Source organism: Algibacter agarivorans (assembly GCF_039543245.1).
In the GTDB taxonomy this organism is placed as follows: Bacteria; Bacteroidota; Bacteroidia; order Flavobacteriales; family Flavobacteriaceae; genus Algibacter_G; species Algibacter_G agarivorans.
The window spans coordinates 11,752-29,008 of sequence record NZ_BAABJJ010000010.1 but is presented as its reverse complement, the minus strand read 5'-3'; the positions used below and the strand labels follow the sequence as shown (position 1 = coordinate 29,008).

The window sequence follows — 17,257 nt, the reverse complement described above, 5'->3', positions numbered from 1 at the left end:
TTGATGGGCTTTTGTAAAACTTGAAAGTATATGTATTAGATAACTTTTACGTTCACTGCATTTAATCCTTTGTTTCCTTCTTGAAGATCAAATTCAACTTGGTCGCCTTCGCGAATTTCGTCTACTAATCCTGAAATGTGTACAAAGTGGTCTTTTTCAACGCCTTCTTCTGTGATAAATCCAAATCCTTTAGCGTCATTGAAAAATTTTACTGTTCCTTTACTCATTGTAATGTAATTTAATTTATAATACTTATTGAATCGCAAAGATGGTGCCAATTTTTCAACATACAATAAATTAGTTGGCTTATTTTCAATTTATTATAATCTAGTCGATTATTCTACTGATGTTAATGCTGTTGAAAAAGGATAAATTCTAAGTATTGAAATATAATTTTTAGGTTGCTTTTTTAACATCTAACATTGGCAAAAACTGGTCTGTTATATTAAAAATTGCATGAAAGATATCTAGCAACCTTTCCAGTTTTATTTCACTTGATCTTTAATAGTTCTAATTTTCATTGTCTTTTCATACTTTTATTTTTAAGTGCCAAATATTTTTAAAATATCCCGGGTATACCAGGAAGTTGTCCCGCTAGTGCAAGAGAAACAACACAAACTAAGAACATAGCCCCAGGAATAATTAATCGCTCTTTTAAAGTCAATTCTTTTGCTCTTTCACGATCTCCAATCAGACCTAAATTATCAAGTAGCATAGTTAAAGCCCAACCAAAAACTGGGTTTACAAATGCACAAGCAAAAATACAAGTACCCGCACTTAAAGAATCATTTTCCTTCTTCACCATTTGCATACCGGCTTCAAGTAAGGGTAAAAACACGCCAACTATTAAGGCTACTCTCAATACAGGTTCCCACATAGCAAGATCCATAGGATATCCAAAAACAGAAGCCAATACACATAACAATGCTGTAAGAACAGCACCACCTGGAATAGGTCTTTTTGCAATAGCTGCTGGAATCATATATGTGCCCCATGAAGATGCTATATTTCCACCCCCTAAACCTGCTCCAACGATTTGACGAATAGATGCTACGGTCATGGTATCATCAACATCCATTAGAACATCTTTTGCTTTCTTTGGGTAATTAAGTTCTTGAAAAACACGGTGTCCTAAATAATCTGGAGACCACATGGCTACTGCTAAAATGGCGAAAGGAATAACCGCAATAAAATGTCCAAAATCAGGCCAACCTAATTGCCAACCTGTTGTTTCTCCCCACCACCAAAAAGGATTCATGTGCGGAAGTCCAGGCTCGGTAGTAAACTCAAAATTAACACCCATTGAATAAGCTATTACACCTGCAAGTGCCGAACATAACGGAATCGCCAACCACCTTTTTTTAATTCGAGCTAAATATGCATAAATAAGAATTGTAATGCCGATTACAACAAAAGAAACTGTACTTGCGTTTGAATTTGCAGACCAAGATTCAAATTTTGAGATTTGTGAAATAAGACCTACTGCACCAAGGTAAATAAGCAATCCTCCACGTACCCCAACGCCAGTTAAAGACATTAATTTAGAGCCTCCTTTGGTAATACTTAATATCAGGCCAAAAACACCTATTAAAATCCCCAATGCTAGCGGATGTCCTCCTGCTGCAGCAATTATTGGAATTAATGGTATCATAGGTCCGTGTGTTCCAGCCAAATTTGCTCGAGGGTTTAAGATAGCCGAAAATAATATCACAAAAATACCTCCTGCAATAAGTAATTCGTAACGAACATTTTCTGCAACAAATTCTGGTGAAAGTCCAAACTGTACAGCAAAGGCAGCTACCATGGCAGTTACCATAACCACCTTACCTATTGTAGCAGCTAAAGCGGGTACTAAATCTTCGAGTTCTATATTAAAATCTCTGAAAGGCAGATGAATTCTCCATCTACGGAATTTCATAATTAATAATTCGTGCTCTAAATAATCTTCTCTTTTTTCAAATTCATGAGATTTTTTTCGCTTTTCCTTATAAGTGTTCTCGTAATCATCTTTCATATTCTAACTTAAATCAATGGCTTACTAAATTGAGAGTCCAAAATTACTGCATAATTAACTTTCAAACATGAGAATTGTCAGTTTAAATACGGTTTTTTTTGTTTTAGCGCAAAAAATAAGAGAAGTTTTAATGATGTTTGCATTAAAATACAACTTAATATATTTTAATTATTTAAAATGCAAAACCCTACCTAAGTTCAAACCATATTAATTAATCCATTTAAATTTGCAGTATCATTAACAGTATCTGCTCATAGAGAAAAATTATCTAACAAAGTATGGGAGTAAAAATAAAGAGTAAGACGGGCTGAATATCGTTTTTTGGTGCTTTTCTAATTATCATGATATATATTAAATCATGAATCTATTTCAATTTTAGGCTAAAACCCAAAGCCTATTTTAAAAGCGATTCGCAATCCGTCATCGCTTTTAAAAGCCGATACGTTTGCGGTCATCATACCTGCCATATTTACAAAAAACCCACCACCAAAAGACGTGTTCCAATCATTTTTGTTAAATGCAGCATCCATTACTAGATTGTTATCAATCCATACACGTCCGTAATCTGCCCCTCCATAAACGCCTATACTTATTGGAAGCAACCCTGTTTTTAAACTCATAAAATTCCACCGCAGATCGGTAGATTGTACAAAGGCACTTTTTCCTGTGAAACGTTCGTTTCTGTAGCCACGTAATCCGGTATTGGCGCCCAAAGTTGCCCCTTGATAAAACTCAAAATCATCACCTGAATTTACATGTGCTCGCAAATTGGTTGCTAAAACTAACTGACCACTTGGAATTAATTTGTAATCAAATCCTAATTCTGGAATAATATATGCAAAGCCTTTACTGGTATCTACATTATTTTTATACCCTATTTGTAAACCGAATTGCATGCCTAGCGTTGGAAAGGCGTCATTGTCTTTATTTTCAAAATAATATTGTGCGTCTATACCATAGAACTCGTCATTAATTTCAGTATTATCCGGGATAAAATTATTTATATAGCGTCCTGTAGTGTCTTCAACTTCATTGGATTCGAAAAAAACACCCACTTTAAAACTAGCGCCTTGATCGCTGCGCCAGATTAAGGATGGTATGGCCTTAAAGGTTCTAATTTTTACTCTGTTATAATCTAGATTTGCATCCAAGCCATCATTCTCGTCAGCTTCAGGATTAGGTGTGCTATTACCAAAACCAAAGAAATTTACGGCATAATTAGGGCTATTAAAATGTGCGTCTAAACCAAGGTTTAAATTACCAATAAAATTGGTAAACTCGCCTTTATAATCTAAATCAAAACCTTGAGTGGCAAAATAATAAGCTGCTGAAAGTGTATGCTGAGATGTGAACGGATTTCGCTCAAAACCATAAGCTGTATATGTATTAGTGATACCTATTTTAAAGCCATCGTCTGGATTGGAACCAATAGTTGGAACAAGCTGATTGGTATTGTTTTTTAATTTTTTATAATCATAAACATTGATGTCATATTTATCTGTGAGTTTCAACTTTGCCTTTTTTGCTTGTGACACATCATTGGGCTTGCTTTTGTAATCGTACACAACTATTTTACCGCCTTCTGGAATCATATAAGTATCATTATTTTGGCCTCCAATTAATCGAATTTTAATCTTATTATTCTTCCCTGTTGCTTCAAATACATCATCATCGTCTAAACCGTAAATCCATATTTCCTTCGTATGTTCTTTATTGTAGGTGCGTTCATGAAACACCTCCCCTTTTGCGCCTTTCTTAATACGTTGGGCTATGATTTTTACGTTTCCATTGTTAAGACATTCTATTTTAAAATAGTCATCTTTATTGGTCCCCTTTATAACCGCAAATTTGTTGACCAAATTATAATACCTATCGGCTATGGCTTGAAGGTTACCACGCCTAGCTTTTAATTTTCTTTTAATGTCTTCAAGGTTTTTATCACGAACTTCTTCAGGAAAATTTAAAAAGGCTACTTCAATAACAGCGTCTGTAATGCCATTTTGAATCGTTTTTACTTGAGCATCCCAAACGGTTTTGTCAGATTCTTGAATGAGTTCCATATCTAAAGGATAAGGCTCCACATTCATACCTTTTACATCTACCAAATCATCATCATACTTTCTAAGTAATCTTGCCGTTGGCATTATAGCTACAGCAGCACTCAATAACGCACCATCGGACATAATAGAAAACGCCTGGTCGCGGTCTCGAGGCAAAGGACGGTAAACTTTTTTGCCATGTTCTTTAAATTCTATCCAACGCCATTGGTCTTGGTGTCTGTCCCAATCGCCAATAAGCATATCGAACAAACGCGCACGAATATAAGATGCTTCATCAATAACAATATCTTCATCTTTATGAATTTTTTTCATCACATCGTCCGTACTAATAATATCATCTTGAAAGCCAAAACTCGCTAAATTACTATGCCCTTCGGAAGTGTGTTCTTCAATCATATACAATTCATCTCCAAATTCATTATTATAATGACCTAAAGCATTTTGTTTAGGTATATAATAAAGTGTTGGGTTGGTATGGTAAACGCCAATAGCATCGGATAATGTTCCAATAGCAAAAGGCGCGTAGGGGTGTGAACCTGCAAAGACATCAAGAATTAAATTTTCAGTGCCTGTATTATCAAATTGATTTTCGATATATTGATCTTTAAACATGACTGCCTGTAAATATTGTACAGCGTTTTTACGAAGAGCGCGCATAACATATTGTGCGCCATTATTATCTTTAAGACGAAGTGATTTAGATTGGTTTCCTCCGCCTTTTCTAACAACACTTAATCCGCCATACATGGTGTCTAAATTTACCGTTGGTGCTGTTACTTTTGTGCTATACAATGTTCTGTAGCGATCACCCCAAAGAAATTTATAAGCTCCTGATTTGTCAGTTTCTTCTTCTGAATAAATTGAGGCTGACTTTTGTTTTGGAAAACTAAAAGGATAGGTTGTGAATGTTTTTTTTACATTAGGTTGAAATACCTCTGTTTCATATACGGCTTTATCATTTTCAACAGCATAAAAACGCGCATAAGAAGACCCATCTTTAAAAACGTCTAATTTAACATATCCTGGTGTTCCGTAAGAGAATTGTCCCCCTCCTGCATTGCGAGTGGCCGTAACTTTAGAACCAGAACCACTTACAATCTGGCGTAGGTTATCGGCTGTTAAATATTGTAAATTATGTTCATGTCCGGATACAAACACCACTTTTTTATTTTCTTGTGATATGGTAACCAAGCGTTTTTTTAATTCGTTATAGCGTGAGTTTTGCAAATCGACATTGGCTATGCCGCTGGTTTTTCTAATCACGTTTTTTAATGTCCCCAGTACAGGAAGAGGTTTCATGTGGCTACCAAATGTAAACTGACCGCCATGCGAACCATTAGTATACATGGGATGATGTACAGCTACGATTGTGGTTTTGCCTCTTGCTTTTTTTATAAGACTGCTATACTCATCGAAAAAAGCGGCTCTCGTTTTAATATCGCAAGCATCATTAAGTGTTGGATGCTTATCCCAATTAGTTATGTACCATTGGCTATCGATAATAATTAACTCAATATCATCAGAAATGTGAATATTCTCAATCGGACACCCATTTTCCGGTAAGAACGTATTTTTCCCTAAAATAGTTTCAACAAATTTTTCTTGACGTTTTAAGCCTGCTATGCCATTACTATACCAATCGTGATTGCCTGGGATAAAAATCGTTTTTCCTTTAAAACCGGAAACCGCATCAGTTTGTATGTTCATTTGATGCTCTGCAAAAGCTCTTCCTACATCTTTTGCTTTAGGTATGCCTTTTGGATAAATATTATCACCAAGAAAAATAGCTGTACTGTTTTTTGATGCTTTACTTAATGCTGCTTTAAAAGCTTGTAATGCTTTGGACGACTCTCCTAATGGTGAATTTCCTGCATCTCCAATGAGATAAAATGAATGTTCAACCTCGGCATTAGGTATATCCACATTTGTATTAGCATTTTTATATTGAGGCTTAAATGTAGCGCATGAGCTAAACAAAAAAATAACTAATATTTTGTAATATGATTTTTTATTCATTTAAAGAAAAAATTTCAAGTGACTAAGATAAGAATAACTTATGCCTAAATTCGGCAATAGAAAAGTTTAAACAGGATAACACTTTAAAAATATTAAGCCACGTCCCAATAGCTATCGAGACGTGGCTTAAAATAAGAATATTGTTTGATGCGTTAAAGTAAATGAATTTAGTAGGATGACATAATATATTATTTATAATCCGCCATCTTTTTGGCCAAGTACAATATCTCTTGTAGCAACAAACATACCTTCTTTTTTATCTAATTTAAGAATGTTATCAATGCCTTTTTTTTCTAGTTTTTTACGACAAGACTTTGTTAATGATGGGTCATCATCGAAAAGAAAAGAGTACATTTTATATTCTGGCTTTCCAGGTTCTTTAATAACAGGATGAATCGTTTTAAATTCGCCTTTACCATAATATTTACCAGGTACAAAGGTGTAGAACGTATACTTTCCGTCGGCATCAGTTTTTATCCAACCTCTATTATGGACATAACGTTTTTGGTTGCTAATTTTCATTTCATAATCTCCATTATCATCGGATTGATAAATGAATAGAATGACGTCCTTAGCAGGTGTAACGCCGTCATTTAGAAAAATGGTTCCTGTAATTTTCAGTTTAGCAGACTGGGTTTCAAAATCAGGAATAGTATCCGTATTGTTTAACCTATTTTCAGAATAATCATAAATAGGGTTGCGTCCAATATAATCAGAAGGAACTTCTTTTAAAACGGCCCCAACTTCTTGAGCATTTAGCATGCCATTAGCGTTTATAAAAGAGGCAAAGCACAATAGGTATATTAAATTTTTCACGGGGTAATTATTTGTAATTACTTCAAAATTAAATGATTAAATCTATTTACAGCAAGAAATCTTATGAACGAATAAATTTGACGATGAAAGGATTAAAGATTATATGAACGTATAAATTCATCGATGAAATGAGGTTGATATTGAATAATGCCATATATTATATAAATAAAACATGTAAAATAAGTCTCATTATATATTCTATTAAATATGGGTAAACCACTATATTAACTAGTTGTAATTCCAATCACAATAGATATGATTTATTTTACTCATAAGGAAGCTACCGCATATCTATAAACGCTGGTAAAACCCCAGATAATACCAATTATAATTTAAAATGAGATTAAAGGAAAAAAGGGCGTTTTTATTGAGCTTGTTTTTAAGTTGTAATTGGTATAAGTAACTAAACATTAAAATATCCTCATTTCAAATAAACAGATAAACCAATTGGCGATTTTTATTGAGGCCTTTTTATCTTTATAGATGCAATAACTAAAAACACAAGAAACGCCAATGTTATGTAACTTATATAACTGTAAGTGCCAAAAGTTGTAAAACAATAACTAAACAAACTTGGTGCTATTGCGCTTGCTATAACAAGAAAACTCATTACTTTTCCTGTTATGGCTCCTAAATATTTTCTACCATAAAACCTTGGCCATGTTACAGCATTGACCACAGCAAATAATCCCCCAAAAACTCCTAATCCTATTATTAAATAATATACTCCGATTGGATGCGATAAAAACAATAACCCTAAAGACGCTATAACACCACTTGTTAACATGATGTACAAGTAAATTTTGTGTTGAATATAATCACTAAGGATATTACAAAGTGTAGATACAGAAATAGCAATAATTGATATAGGGAGAAAAATAGCAATAGCTTGTAATTTCGTATAACCTTGACTTCCAAAAATGGATACAACATGAAAGGTAAAACCTGTTATAAAAAAACTATTGAATGCTAATGTTAATCCAAACATCCAAAAAGCTCTAGTTTTCTTTGCTTCTTTTAATGTGATATTGGTTTCAACTTTTTCTATTTCAATAGCTTTAGTTTTTTTTACATACCCATCTGGTATTAAATTAAAATCTTCCGGTCTGTTGCGATAAAACTGTAAAATGCAAAGACTAAAAATAAACAAACAAACTGCTAGTATCTGCCAACTCACCTCCCATCCATGATTATCTATAAGTTTATCTATTAAAATTGGGGAACTAGAGAAACCTAATGATACCGCAATGCTACTTATAGAATTAACCTTTCCTCTGTTTTTGTCAAACCAAATCATTACCATATTGCGAGAAGCCATGGTTAATACACCTTGACCGCAAAACCTTATGAAAAAGAATAATATAGTGATTAGCATAAAGGGAATCACCCAAGAATCAACATCAGTTAGGGATTTTACACCTTCACTTATATCAACAGATATAGAAAACAAAAGCAATGAAATGCCCAAAAAAGCAGCAGCAAAAAAAGCTACATATCTTGCGCCATACCTATCAAACAACACACCAGCTCTCGATACAAAAAAGGCACTCAACAACGTACCGATCATATATGCATTGCTAAACTGATTTCTACTGAGTCCTAAGGCATCTTTTACTGGATCCGTAAAAACAGAAACGCCAACAGTTTGTCCTGGAATACTAGCTAAAACACCAATGCTTCCAATAAAAAGCACAACATAACCATAAAAAAAAGGTGATTTATTAGGGTTTATTATTGAAAATCTATTTGGATTGGACATGCTAAATTTAAAAAGCCAAAAGTAACTTTTAATTTACGGTATTGTGTTATATTTTGTTCAAGTTTTTATTTGCTTTTTTAATATTTAATATGGTTTTGGAAATGGAGACGCTTTGAAATTTTCAGGACGAAGACGACGTTAATTAGAATCTATTTAAGAATTCGATCAATGGCTTTAATCCAATCTTCAATATTAGTTTTATCCGTATGAAGCGCAACACTGCCATTTCCATAAGGGCCATAAATATTAGGATCTGTAACCGAAAAGAATCCAACAGTTGGTGTTAAAGTAGCACTTGCTAAATGCATAACACCATTATCAGCAGCAATAAAAACAGATGTGTTTTTAATAATAGCTCCCATTTCGCGAATATCTTTACTATAGAAATTAGGCGATTTAAAATTAATCTTTGAAATGTTTTCAATTGGCAACATTTCAACAATGTTATAATCTGGATATTCCTTTAATAAACGATTATAAAAGCTTAACCACCACGTTTCAGAATAGCATTTGGCACCGGTGGCATTGGTATAAATACAGATGGTTTCTTTTTTATTTTTAATAATACCGTCTAATATTTTTTTGCCTTCAGAAATTTCTTGAGCATTCAACTTAATATCCAATACTGGCACAGGATTGTTATTTTTACTGAATCCTAATTTCTCTAAATAGCGTCTTAAATTATATACTGGATATTTTGAAATATGTTGATAATCTGGGTAAGCTAGCTGGATATCTTCATGAACATCACCAAAAACCTTAAAAGTAGATCTACTAATTTGTGTAAGTAATCGTCCTGACGACGAATTCTTATCGCCATTAATGACTAAATCATAATGTGTTCGCTTAATGGAAACCCAATCCTTTGCGTATTTAAACAAATGATTAAATGGTTTTTTAGGAAGCTGAATTATTTTATTTATTGCCGCATAATTTTGAAAAACGGGATTAGCAACGCCTCCTTTTACAAACAAATCAATTTTACAATCTGGAAATGTATTAATTACCTCTAGTATTAATGGTGTTAATAATAGCTGGTTACCTAAGCGGTGGTTAGGTCTTATGATTAAGACTTTTTTAATATCCAGTTTTTTAGAAGTGTCAACTGTTGGATCAGTGTAAGAGTTTCCAATGTTTTTTGTAATGCTATGCATTACTCTTCTTCTAATACTATTTATACTTTTTGGTACTTTCATTCAAGCTTATAAAAAGCGTGTAAATTACAAATTATAAGAACAATTTTAATTTAAATAGATAGATAATTTTAAAGAATTTATTGATCTCAAATTTAGTTAAACTGTGCATTTAAATGCAGTTCGCTTTAGTTTCTAAAAATTTCAGCCACGAATTTCACTAATTATCACGAATCTTTTCATAATTTGAAAATATGGACTATCAGTATTGTTAAGATTTCACAAATGAAACAGACTTTCAGTCTGTAAAAAAACCATGTAACTTTTGTCCATGGTTTAATAACAAAAACCTTTTACATATTTTTCAACTCACTTACTAAGTCTGTTAATGCCGCTTTTGCATCACCGAAAAGCATGGCCGTTTTAGAATTATAAAATAACTCATTTTCAATGCCTGCATAACCAGCATTCATGCTACGTTTGTTTACTACAATATGTTTAGCATTTTCAACATCTAAAATAGGCATGCCATAAATAGGGCTTGCTGGGTCGTTATGTGCTGCTGGATTTACAACATCGTTAGCGCCAACTACTAAAACAACATCAGTATTGTTGAATTGCGGATTAATATCATCCATTTCTACTAACAAACCATAATCGACATTTGATTCTGCTAATAGCACATTCATATGTCCAGGCATTCTACCAGCAACAGGATGAATTGCATATTTAACGTTCACACCTTTTGTAGTAAGTATTTCTTCTAATTCGTGGATAACGTGTTGCGCTTGAGCAACAGCTAAACCATAGCCTGGAACAATAATAACGTTTGATGCGTAATTCATCATAATGGCAGCATCACTAGCATTTGTTTTTTTAATAGTTCCTAAACTTTTATTAGCTCCAGAAATATCATTTGTAGCTGTAAAAGACCCAAAAATAACAGAGCTTAAAGTTCTATTCATAGCTTTACACATAGCAATAGTGAGTATAATACCAGCGGATCCTACCAGTATACCACCAACAAGCATTACCATATTATCATATAATATACCAGTAATAGCAGCAGCTATACCTGTTAATGAGTTTAATAATGAGATTACCACAGGCATATCCGCACCGCCAATAGGTAAAACAAAAAGAATCCCATAAACCAAACCACCAGCTAATAATCCGTAAAGGAATAATGGGTTATATCCTCCTATAGCAACCATATAAGCAGCAAGTGCAATGATGCTAATAAAAACCAGATTGTTAACAATATTATATTGTGGAATTTTAATGACACTTTTTAATGAACCGTTAAGTTTACCCCAAGCAATTAAACTACCAGAAAACGTAATTGCACCTATCACTATACCAGAAACAATGGTAGTTGCCTGCATAGTGCTATCTACATTTTTACTAAATTCTACTACGCCAATTAGTGTAGCACTGGCACCACCAAAACCGTTAAATAACGATACCAACTCAGGCATTTTTGTCATTTCTACTTTTACTGCAATCAACCAACCAATAATTGAACCTATAAGTATGGCAGCACCTATCAATATATAAATGATTATAGGTACTTGTAAATCATGAATAAAAATAGTTCCTATAATGGCTAGTCCCATACCAGCAGCAGCTATTAAATTTCCTTTTTTTGCTGTTTCTGGATGACCAAGTTTATTTAAGCCTACCACAAACGTTACGGTTGCTATTAGATATATAACACTTAATAAAACACTCATTATTTTTTCTTTTTAAACATTTGTAACATTCTGTGAGTTACTGCAAAACCACCAACCACATTTAAAATTCCTAAAACCACAGCTAAAAAACCCAAAGTCAGAGCTAAATAATCATTTGGATCTGAATGGAGCATGACTAAAATGGCACCTACAATAACGACGCCACTCAAGGCATTGGCGCCAGACATTAAAGGCGTGTGCAATACTGCAGGAATACTTTTAATCACTTCTATGCCTACAAAAATAGATAGAATAAGAATATAGGTGATTTGAATATTATCGCGAATAAATTCTATTAATTGGTTCATAATGGATTATTTAATTTTTTCTGATTTTACCGTTTTTAACAATAAGTGTTTCATCTGTGATTTCTTCTTCTAAATCCCATTTAAAAGCACCATTTTCGGTAAGATGGATAATAAAATTATAAATATTTTTTGCAAATAATTCGCTTGCATTTGTAGAAACACTTTCAGGAGCTATAGTTGTTCCAATCACTTTTACGCCGTTTTTAACAACGGTTTTATTAAGTTTGCTCACCTCGCAATTTCCGCCTTGAGCAGCTGCCAAATCAATAATTACTGCGCCATTTTTCATTTGTAAAACTTGTTCTTCAGTAATTAAAATTGGTGCTTTTCTTCCTGGGATATTTGCTGTGGTAACTACTAAATCTGCTTGAAATAAAGATTTATTAACGGCTTCTTTTTGCTTAAGGGCATAATCATCTGAAGCTTCTTTAGCATAGCCACCTTCCGATTCTTCACCTTCATTATCAACCGAAATAAATTTGGCACCTAAAGATTCTGCTTGTTCTTTGGTTTCAGTACGAATATCTGTAGCTTCAACAACTGCTCCTAAACGTTTGGCTGTAGCAATGGCTTGTAAACCAGCAACACCAACACCATAAATAAGAACTTTAGAAGGTGTAATTGTACCAGCTGCAGTCATCATTAATGGGAATATTTTTGTCATTTCATAAGCGCCCAAAATAACGGCCTTATACCCTGCTAAGTTATTTTGTGAACTCAAAACATCCATGTCCTGCGCTCTAGAAATCCTAGGCATAGCATCAAGTGAAAATGCTGTTGCACCTTTTGACGCAATAGCTTCAATAAGTTTTGGGTTTGATTTGTGATATAACTGGCTTATTAAAACTTGTCCTTTGTCAACAAGTTTTAAATCCTCTTCATCAAAAGGGTTAACCTTTAAAAGAACATGAGCATCTTTGAATACTACGCCTCTTTTTTCAACTAATACACCAGCATCTTTATAATCTGAATTTTTATACGATGAGGCTTCACCTGCACCTTCTTCAACAATAATTTCAAATCCTTTTGCAATAAGTTGTTTCGAGATGTTTGGTGATAGTGAAACCCTCTTTTCTCCTTTTTGGGTTTCCTTAAGTATACCTATTTTCATGGTGGTTGATATCATTTTAAGGGAACAAATATATCCAAAAGCGCGTCAGGAAAGTAGCTGTTGCAATTACTTTTACGAATAGTGTAGCATTCAATTAAATTCGTTGAAAAGACAATAAAAATATTAGGAATATGCCAAAATACTTCAACAATCTATAATAATTAATGTTTTAATATTTAAACGTAATTATACCCTACATTAATATGATATTACCTCATTTTTTATATAATGCATTTAAAATCAAACCTCCAATAATTAAAGCAATGCCTAATAGGCTCCATAAGGTATAAACTTCACTAAAAATGAAAACTCCAAATAGCACAGTGAATATAACTTCTAAATATTTAAGTGGTGCCACTTGATTTGTTGCTGCTATTTGAAAGGCTTTAGTCATGTATACTTGGCCAAAATAGCCAAACACACCCAATCCGAGTAACATGAACCATTCTATACCTACGGGATTTATCCAATGGTTAATCGATAATACACCTCCAACTATTGTAGAAATGACCATAAAATAATTAACTATAACGACAGGGTGGTCCTTCCTCCCTATTTTACTAATAACAATATAAACCAGACCACTAAAAACTGCAGAGAGAAATATTAATAATAACCCGTAACTATTTAATTGTGTATCTAAACCTTTTAAAACCAATACACCTGCAAAAGCCATAAAAAAAAAGAACCATTGCGGTAGTTTTATATTTTCTTTCAATAAAAACACAGCAAATATTGCTGCGAAAATCGGTGCCATATAACGTAGTGAAACTGCAGTGCCAATAGGCAAATATTTAGTAGACATGAAAAACAGTGTCATGGAAGTAACACCAACCACACCTCGTAAAACAAGCAGTTTTCTATTATTTCCTAAAAGCGGAATATTGTTTTTTAGAAGAAAGCCGAAAGTAAAAAAAAGGGAGCTTACCGATCTAAAAAAAACAATTTGGTAGGCGTTAATATGTACTAAGTGCTTAACAATACCATTCATACAAGCAAATGCCATGGTACTTATAATCATAAATTTAATAGCCAGTTTAACGTCCAATAGGTCTTGGTTTTAAAACGCGTTTAGTATTTATAAAATAAACACCTGTAAGCAATACAACTGCGGCTATTATAGACTGAAGAGAGATGTGCTCATTTAGTACCCACCAACCTAAAATTAAAGCAATAATAGGGTTAACATAAGTGGAAGTCGCTACTTTTTCTGGAGATACTTCTTTTAAGAGATAATTAAATGCAGTAAACGCAATAATACTTCCAAAAATTATAAGACCTAACATGGACCACTTTACATCGGTTTGCCATGAATTAGGCAAGGACCAAGATTCATTTAATAACAAACTAATTATACCAAGCATAATACCACCAGTAAGCATTTGGTAACCTGTATTTACAAAATGATTTTTCGGCAAATCTGCCCTTCCGGCAAAAATACTTGCATATGCCCAACTTAACATGCAGACAAAAATTAAAATCATTCCTAATATTTGTCCTTCTTGAGTAATAATCTGTTTTTGACTTACAAGAAGAAAGATTCCAATAAAGCCTAAAACGACCCCTATATAAGACATAAGCGCAATACGTTTACCATGAAGTAATCGCATCATAATAAGTACTACAAGTGGTTGTGCCGAAATTTCTAATGCAGCAAAACCACTATCTATATATTTTAAAGCTAAAACGGCTAGCCCATTGCCCAAAGTTAAAAACAAGAACCCAGCAATTGTACAGTTTGTTAATTGTTTTTTAGTTACAGAAAGGCTGACTTTTAAAGATTTAGCTATTATAAAAATGATAATACTAGCGATAATGAACCTAACAGATGCCAGAAAAAAGGGAGGTAATTGCGAAACCGCGATTTTATTTAACATGTATGTAGAACCCCAAATAATATAAATAGCAAAAAAGGCTAAAATGATTAGAACCGTTTTACGCGATACGCTCATAATTAGCCTTTTTCGTTATATAAAATTAGAATTTGAAGATATTTTTCTAAAAGAACACTAAATCTTCTTTACTCTAACGGCATTCATGCCTTTTTGACCACGCTCTAACTCGTAAGTTACTTTGTCGTTTTCCTCAATAGGTTCAAGAGTTCCGCTAACATGAACAAAATATTTTTCTTGATTAATGCTGTCTAAAATAAAACCAAAACCTTTAGAGTGGTCAAAGAACGACACTTTGCCTTCTTTGTTTGTTGGCTCCTCTTCTTCTCTATCTTCTTTTTTAGGAATGCCCAACTCAATGCTTTCAGCTTCTACTTTTTCACGCATAGCTGGGTCTGGTGGTGTGTTGGTTAAATTACCGTTAAAATCTACATAAGCAAACTGAATACCTTGTGGGTTCTCTTTAGCTTCAGCTCTACGAGCATCTTTCTTTTTTTGCTTTTCTTCTCTCTTCTTTAAGCGTTTTTTTTCTTTTTCAATTTTGTTAAATGTGACTTGTGATTTTGCCATAGTTTAAAATATCCTACTTTTTTTGTAAATTAATATGCTGTAAAGATACGTCTAATATTTATGATTGCTATAATAATCAATCCATTAATGGCTATTTCCGTATAAATTACCCACAAGATTATTATTAAGCATAGTTTATAAACAAACTAATCTTCTGGAGGATACCCATGAACTTGTTCAAACACCTCATCAAAATTAGAGCGTAAATAAGAATTTAGTTTCTTTCTGTAGTCTCCTTTAAGCCAGTCCACAAAATTAAATGTGCTTTTGCTAATACATTTCGTGTAACGCTGTATTCTAAAATCAACATCATCACCCAACATTTTTGCTAATGCCAGTGCATCATAGACATCTTCGCTATTTTCAATACAAATTTTAGCATGTTGCTCTATGGAACGTTCTAAAACCACTTTTGAAGATTCTCCATTTCTAATAGAATCTACATACGTTTTTTGAATATCGAAATGCACGTCTTCAGATTTTGAAAATTCTGCACGCAATTCATCGGGCATTTCATATCTAAAGTTGCTTTCTAGTTCATCATCAGTTAAAATAGAATCCAAATAATAAGTAGGCGATTTAAAAATCCGCTGCCAATCTAAACCATCGCCCCAAGGACCAAATCGATGGAAATTATTACCTAAATCTATAACAGAAAATGTTTTTTTATCTTTTAAAATACGCGAACCACGACCAATCATTTGGTAATACAAGGTCAATGATTTTGTTGCTCTATTTAAAATAATACTATCTACTGTAGGCTCATCAAAACCCGTGGTTAAAATACTAACCGAACTTAAAATAGCGTCAGGCGTTTTCTTAAACCATTTTAATATCATGGCACGCTCCTTTTTGGTATTGGTATTATCCAAATGCGCTACAGGGTACCCTGCTCTTCTAAACGTATCATAAACATGTAAAGACGTATTGATACCATTATTGAAAATTAATGTTTTTTTATTTTTACATCGCTCTTCATAAGCTTGTAATAACTTAGATAACATATCGTTATCAGTATAAAGATCTTCTGATGACTTAACTGTATAATCACCATTTGCACCAACTACTAACGAGGTTAACCCAACATTATAAGTAAACATTTCAGCACGAGCCAAAAATCCGTTCTCAATAAGCGATTCTATACTTTCACCAACAATTAATTCGTCATAATTATCAGTCATAGGTAATTCAATACTTGAACTTAAAGGTGTTGCGGTAACCCCTAGAATAAACGACTGACTAAAAAACTTAAATAATTTTGTAAACGAATTATAGTGTGCTTCATCAATAATAACCAAACCAATATCAGAAATGTCTAGTTTATCATCATTAAGCCTATTGTTAAGGGTTTCAACCATCGCCACAAAACAGCTATATTCTGCTTGATCGCTTAAATCTGCTTTACTATCTACTACTTTGTTGTGCACTCCAAATTCTGTAAGCATATTTGAGGTTTGCTTACACAACTCAATACGGTGTGTCATCACCAACACTTTCTTTTGATGGTGCTTTAAGTACTGCCTTACTATTTCAGAAAAAATAACGGTTTTACCACCACCTGTTGGTAACTGATACAATAAATGATAGTCTTCTGGAGATTCTTCAAAAGCTGTAAAAATTTTATCTATAGCTCCTTTTTGGTAGCTGTATAAATCCTTACCTTCTTTTCTTTCTTCTAATTCTAATTCTGCTTTTGTACTGGACATACTTTAAATTTGGTAACGTGCAAAAATAACACCTTTAAAGGGTTTATTTATCATGATTGCTATGAAAATTTTCAAGGAATATTAACAACTTTATAAATAATTAAAAATTTGTTCACAAGTTTAAACTAGATTGGGCATC

The 17,257-nt window shown here is 33.2% G+C and carries 13 protein-coding genes; all 13 read right to left on the bottom strand.

Features of this window, described 5'->3' with window-relative positions; genetic code table 11:
- Nucleotides 1-35: 35 nt before the first annotated feature.
- On the bottom strand, nt 36-227 hold the full coding sequence (locus ABD935_RS03375) for a cold-shock protein (RefSeq protein ID WP_203253448.1): 192 nt from the start codon (nt 225-227) through the stop codon (nt 36-38).
- Nucleotides 228-559: 332 nt separating this feature from the next.
- Entirely contained in the window at nt 560-2,014 is a 1,455-nt protein-coding gene (locus ABD935_RS03370) for a DUF3360 family protein (RefSeq protein WP_345190174.1), read from the bottom strand.
- A gap of 380 nt (nt 2,015-2,394) precedes the next feature.
- Nucleotides 2,395-6,090, bottom strand: a complete 3,696-nt coding sequence (locus tag ABD935_RS03365) for a metallophosphoesterase (RefSeq protein ID WP_345190173.1) — start codon at nt 6,088-6,090, stop codon at nt 2,395-2,397.
- A 192-nt stretch (nt 6,091-6,282) separates the two neighbouring features.
- On the bottom strand, nt 6,283-6,906 hold the full coding sequence (locus tag ABD935_RS03360; protein ID WP_345190172.1) for a hypothetical protein: 624 nt from the start codon (nt 6,904-6,906) through the stop codon (nt 6,283-6,285).
- A gap of 457 nt (nt 6,907-7,363) precedes the next feature.
- Nucleotides 7,364-8,665: an MFS transporter gene (locus tag ABD935_RS03355; protein ID WP_345190171.1), complete on the bottom strand. Its 1,302-nt coding sequence runs from the start codon at nt 8,663-8,665 to the stop codon at nt 7,364-7,366.
- A 149-nt stretch (nt 8,666-8,814) separates the two neighbouring features.
- A complete protein-coding gene (locus ABD935_RS03350) occupies nt 8,815-9,861 on the bottom strand; it encodes a glycosyltransferase family 9 protein (RefSeq protein ID WP_345190170.1) in 1,047 nt (348 codons plus the stop codon).
- A gap of 290 nt (nt 9,862-10,151) precedes the next feature.
- Complete coding sequence (locus tag ABD935_RS03345; protein WP_345190169.1) at nt 10,152-11,531, bottom strand: NAD(P)(+) transhydrogenase (Re/Si-specific) subunit beta; 1,380 nt, start codon at nt 11,529-11,531, stop codon at nt 10,152-10,154.
- The gene (locus tag ABD935_RS03340) at nt 11,531-11,839 is read right to left on the bottom strand and encodes an NAD(P) transhydrogenase subunit alpha part 2 (RefSeq protein ID WP_345190167.1); all 309 of its coding nucleotides are present in this window, start codon (nt 11,837-11,839) and stop codon (nt 11,531-11,533) included. Before ABD935_RS03340 ends, ABD935_RS03345 begins: the two co-directional genes overlap by 1 nt.
- Before the next feature lie 10 nt (nt 11,840-11,849).
- Nucleotides 11,850-12,950 (bottom strand): Re/Si-specific NAD(P)(+) transhydrogenase subunit alpha, encoded by a 1,101-nt coding sequence (locus ABD935_RS03335; RefSeq protein ID WP_345190166.1) that lies wholly within the window; start codon nt 12,948-12,950, stop codon nt 11,850-11,852.
- A 214-nt stretch (nt 12,951-13,164) separates the two neighbouring features.
- Nucleotides 13,165-13,971: a DMT family transporter gene (locus tag ABD935_RS03330; protein WP_345190297.1), complete on the bottom strand. Its 807-nt coding sequence runs from the start codon at nt 13,969-13,971 to the stop codon at nt 13,165-13,167.
- A gap of 16 nt (nt 13,972-13,987) precedes the next feature.
- Nucleotides 13,988-14,902 (bottom strand): EamA family transporter, encoded by a 915-nt coding sequence (locus ABD935_RS03325; RefSeq protein ID WP_345190165.1) that lies wholly within the window; start codon nt 14,900-14,902, stop codon nt 13,988-13,990.
- 57 nt (nt 14,903-14,959) lie between these two features.
- Nucleotides 14,960-15,412 carry a cold-shock protein gene (locus ABD935_RS03320; RefSeq protein ID WP_345190164.1) on the bottom strand — a complete coding sequence of 151 codons (453 nt, stop codon included), beginning with the start codon at nt 15,410-15,412 and terminating at the stop codon, nt 14,960-14,962.
- Nucleotides 15,413-15,558: 146 nt separating this feature from the next.
- Nucleotides 15,559-17,118 carry a DEAD/DEAH box helicase gene (locus ABD935_RS03315; RefSeq protein ID WP_345190163.1) on the bottom strand — a complete coding sequence of 520 codons (1,560 nt, stop codon included), beginning with the start codon at nt 17,116-17,118 and terminating at the stop codon, nt 15,559-15,561.
- Nucleotides 17,119-17,257: the final 139 nt, after the last annotated feature.

Coding starts and splice junctions, on each gene's coding strand:
- ABD935_RS03315 (WP_345190163.1), bottom strand. CDS start 17,118: ATGTCCAGTACAAAAGCAGAATTAGAATTAGAAGAAAGAAAAGAAGGT.
- ABD935_RS03365 (WP_345190173.1), bottom strand. CDS start 6,090: ATGAATAAAAAATCATATTACAAAATATTAGTTATTTTTTTGTTTAGC.
- ABD935_RS03335 (WP_345190166.1), bottom strand. CDS start 12,950: ATGAAAATAGGTATACTTAAGGAAACCCAAAAAGGAGAAAAGAGGGTT.
- ABD935_RS03330 (WP_345190297.1), bottom strand. CDS start 13,971: ATGATTATAAGTACCATGGCATTTGCTTGTATGAATGGTATTGTTAAG.
- ABD935_RS03350 (WP_345190170.1), bottom strand. CDS start 9,861: ATGAAAGTACCAAAAAGTATAAATAGTATTAGAAGAAGAGTAATGCAT.
- ABD935_RS03340 (WP_345190167.1), bottom strand. CDS start 11,839: ATGAACCAATTAATAGAATTTATTCGCGATAATATTCAAATCACCTAT.
- ABD935_RS03370 (WP_345190174.1), bottom strand. CDS start 2,014: ATGAAAGATGATTACGAGAACACTTATAAGGAAAAGCGAAAAAAATCT.
- ABD935_RS03325 (WP_345190165.1), bottom strand. CDS start 14,902: ATGAGCGTATCGCGTAAAACGGTTCTAATCATTTTAGCCTTTTTTGCT.
- ABD935_RS03375 (WP_203253448.1), bottom strand. CDS start 227: ATGAGTAAAGGAACAGTAAAATTTTTCAATGACGCTAAAGGATTTGGA.
- ABD935_RS03345 (WP_345190169.1), bottom strand. CDS start 11,531: ATGAGTGTTTTATTAAGTGTTATATATCTAATAGCAACCGTAACGTTT.
- ABD935_RS03355 (WP_345190171.1), bottom strand. CDS start 8,665: ATGTCCAATCCAAATAGATTTTCAATAATAAACCCTAATAAATCACCT.
- ABD935_RS03320 (WP_345190164.1), bottom strand. CDS start 15,412: ATGGCAAAATCACAAGTCACATTTAACAAAATTGAAAAAGAAAAAAAA.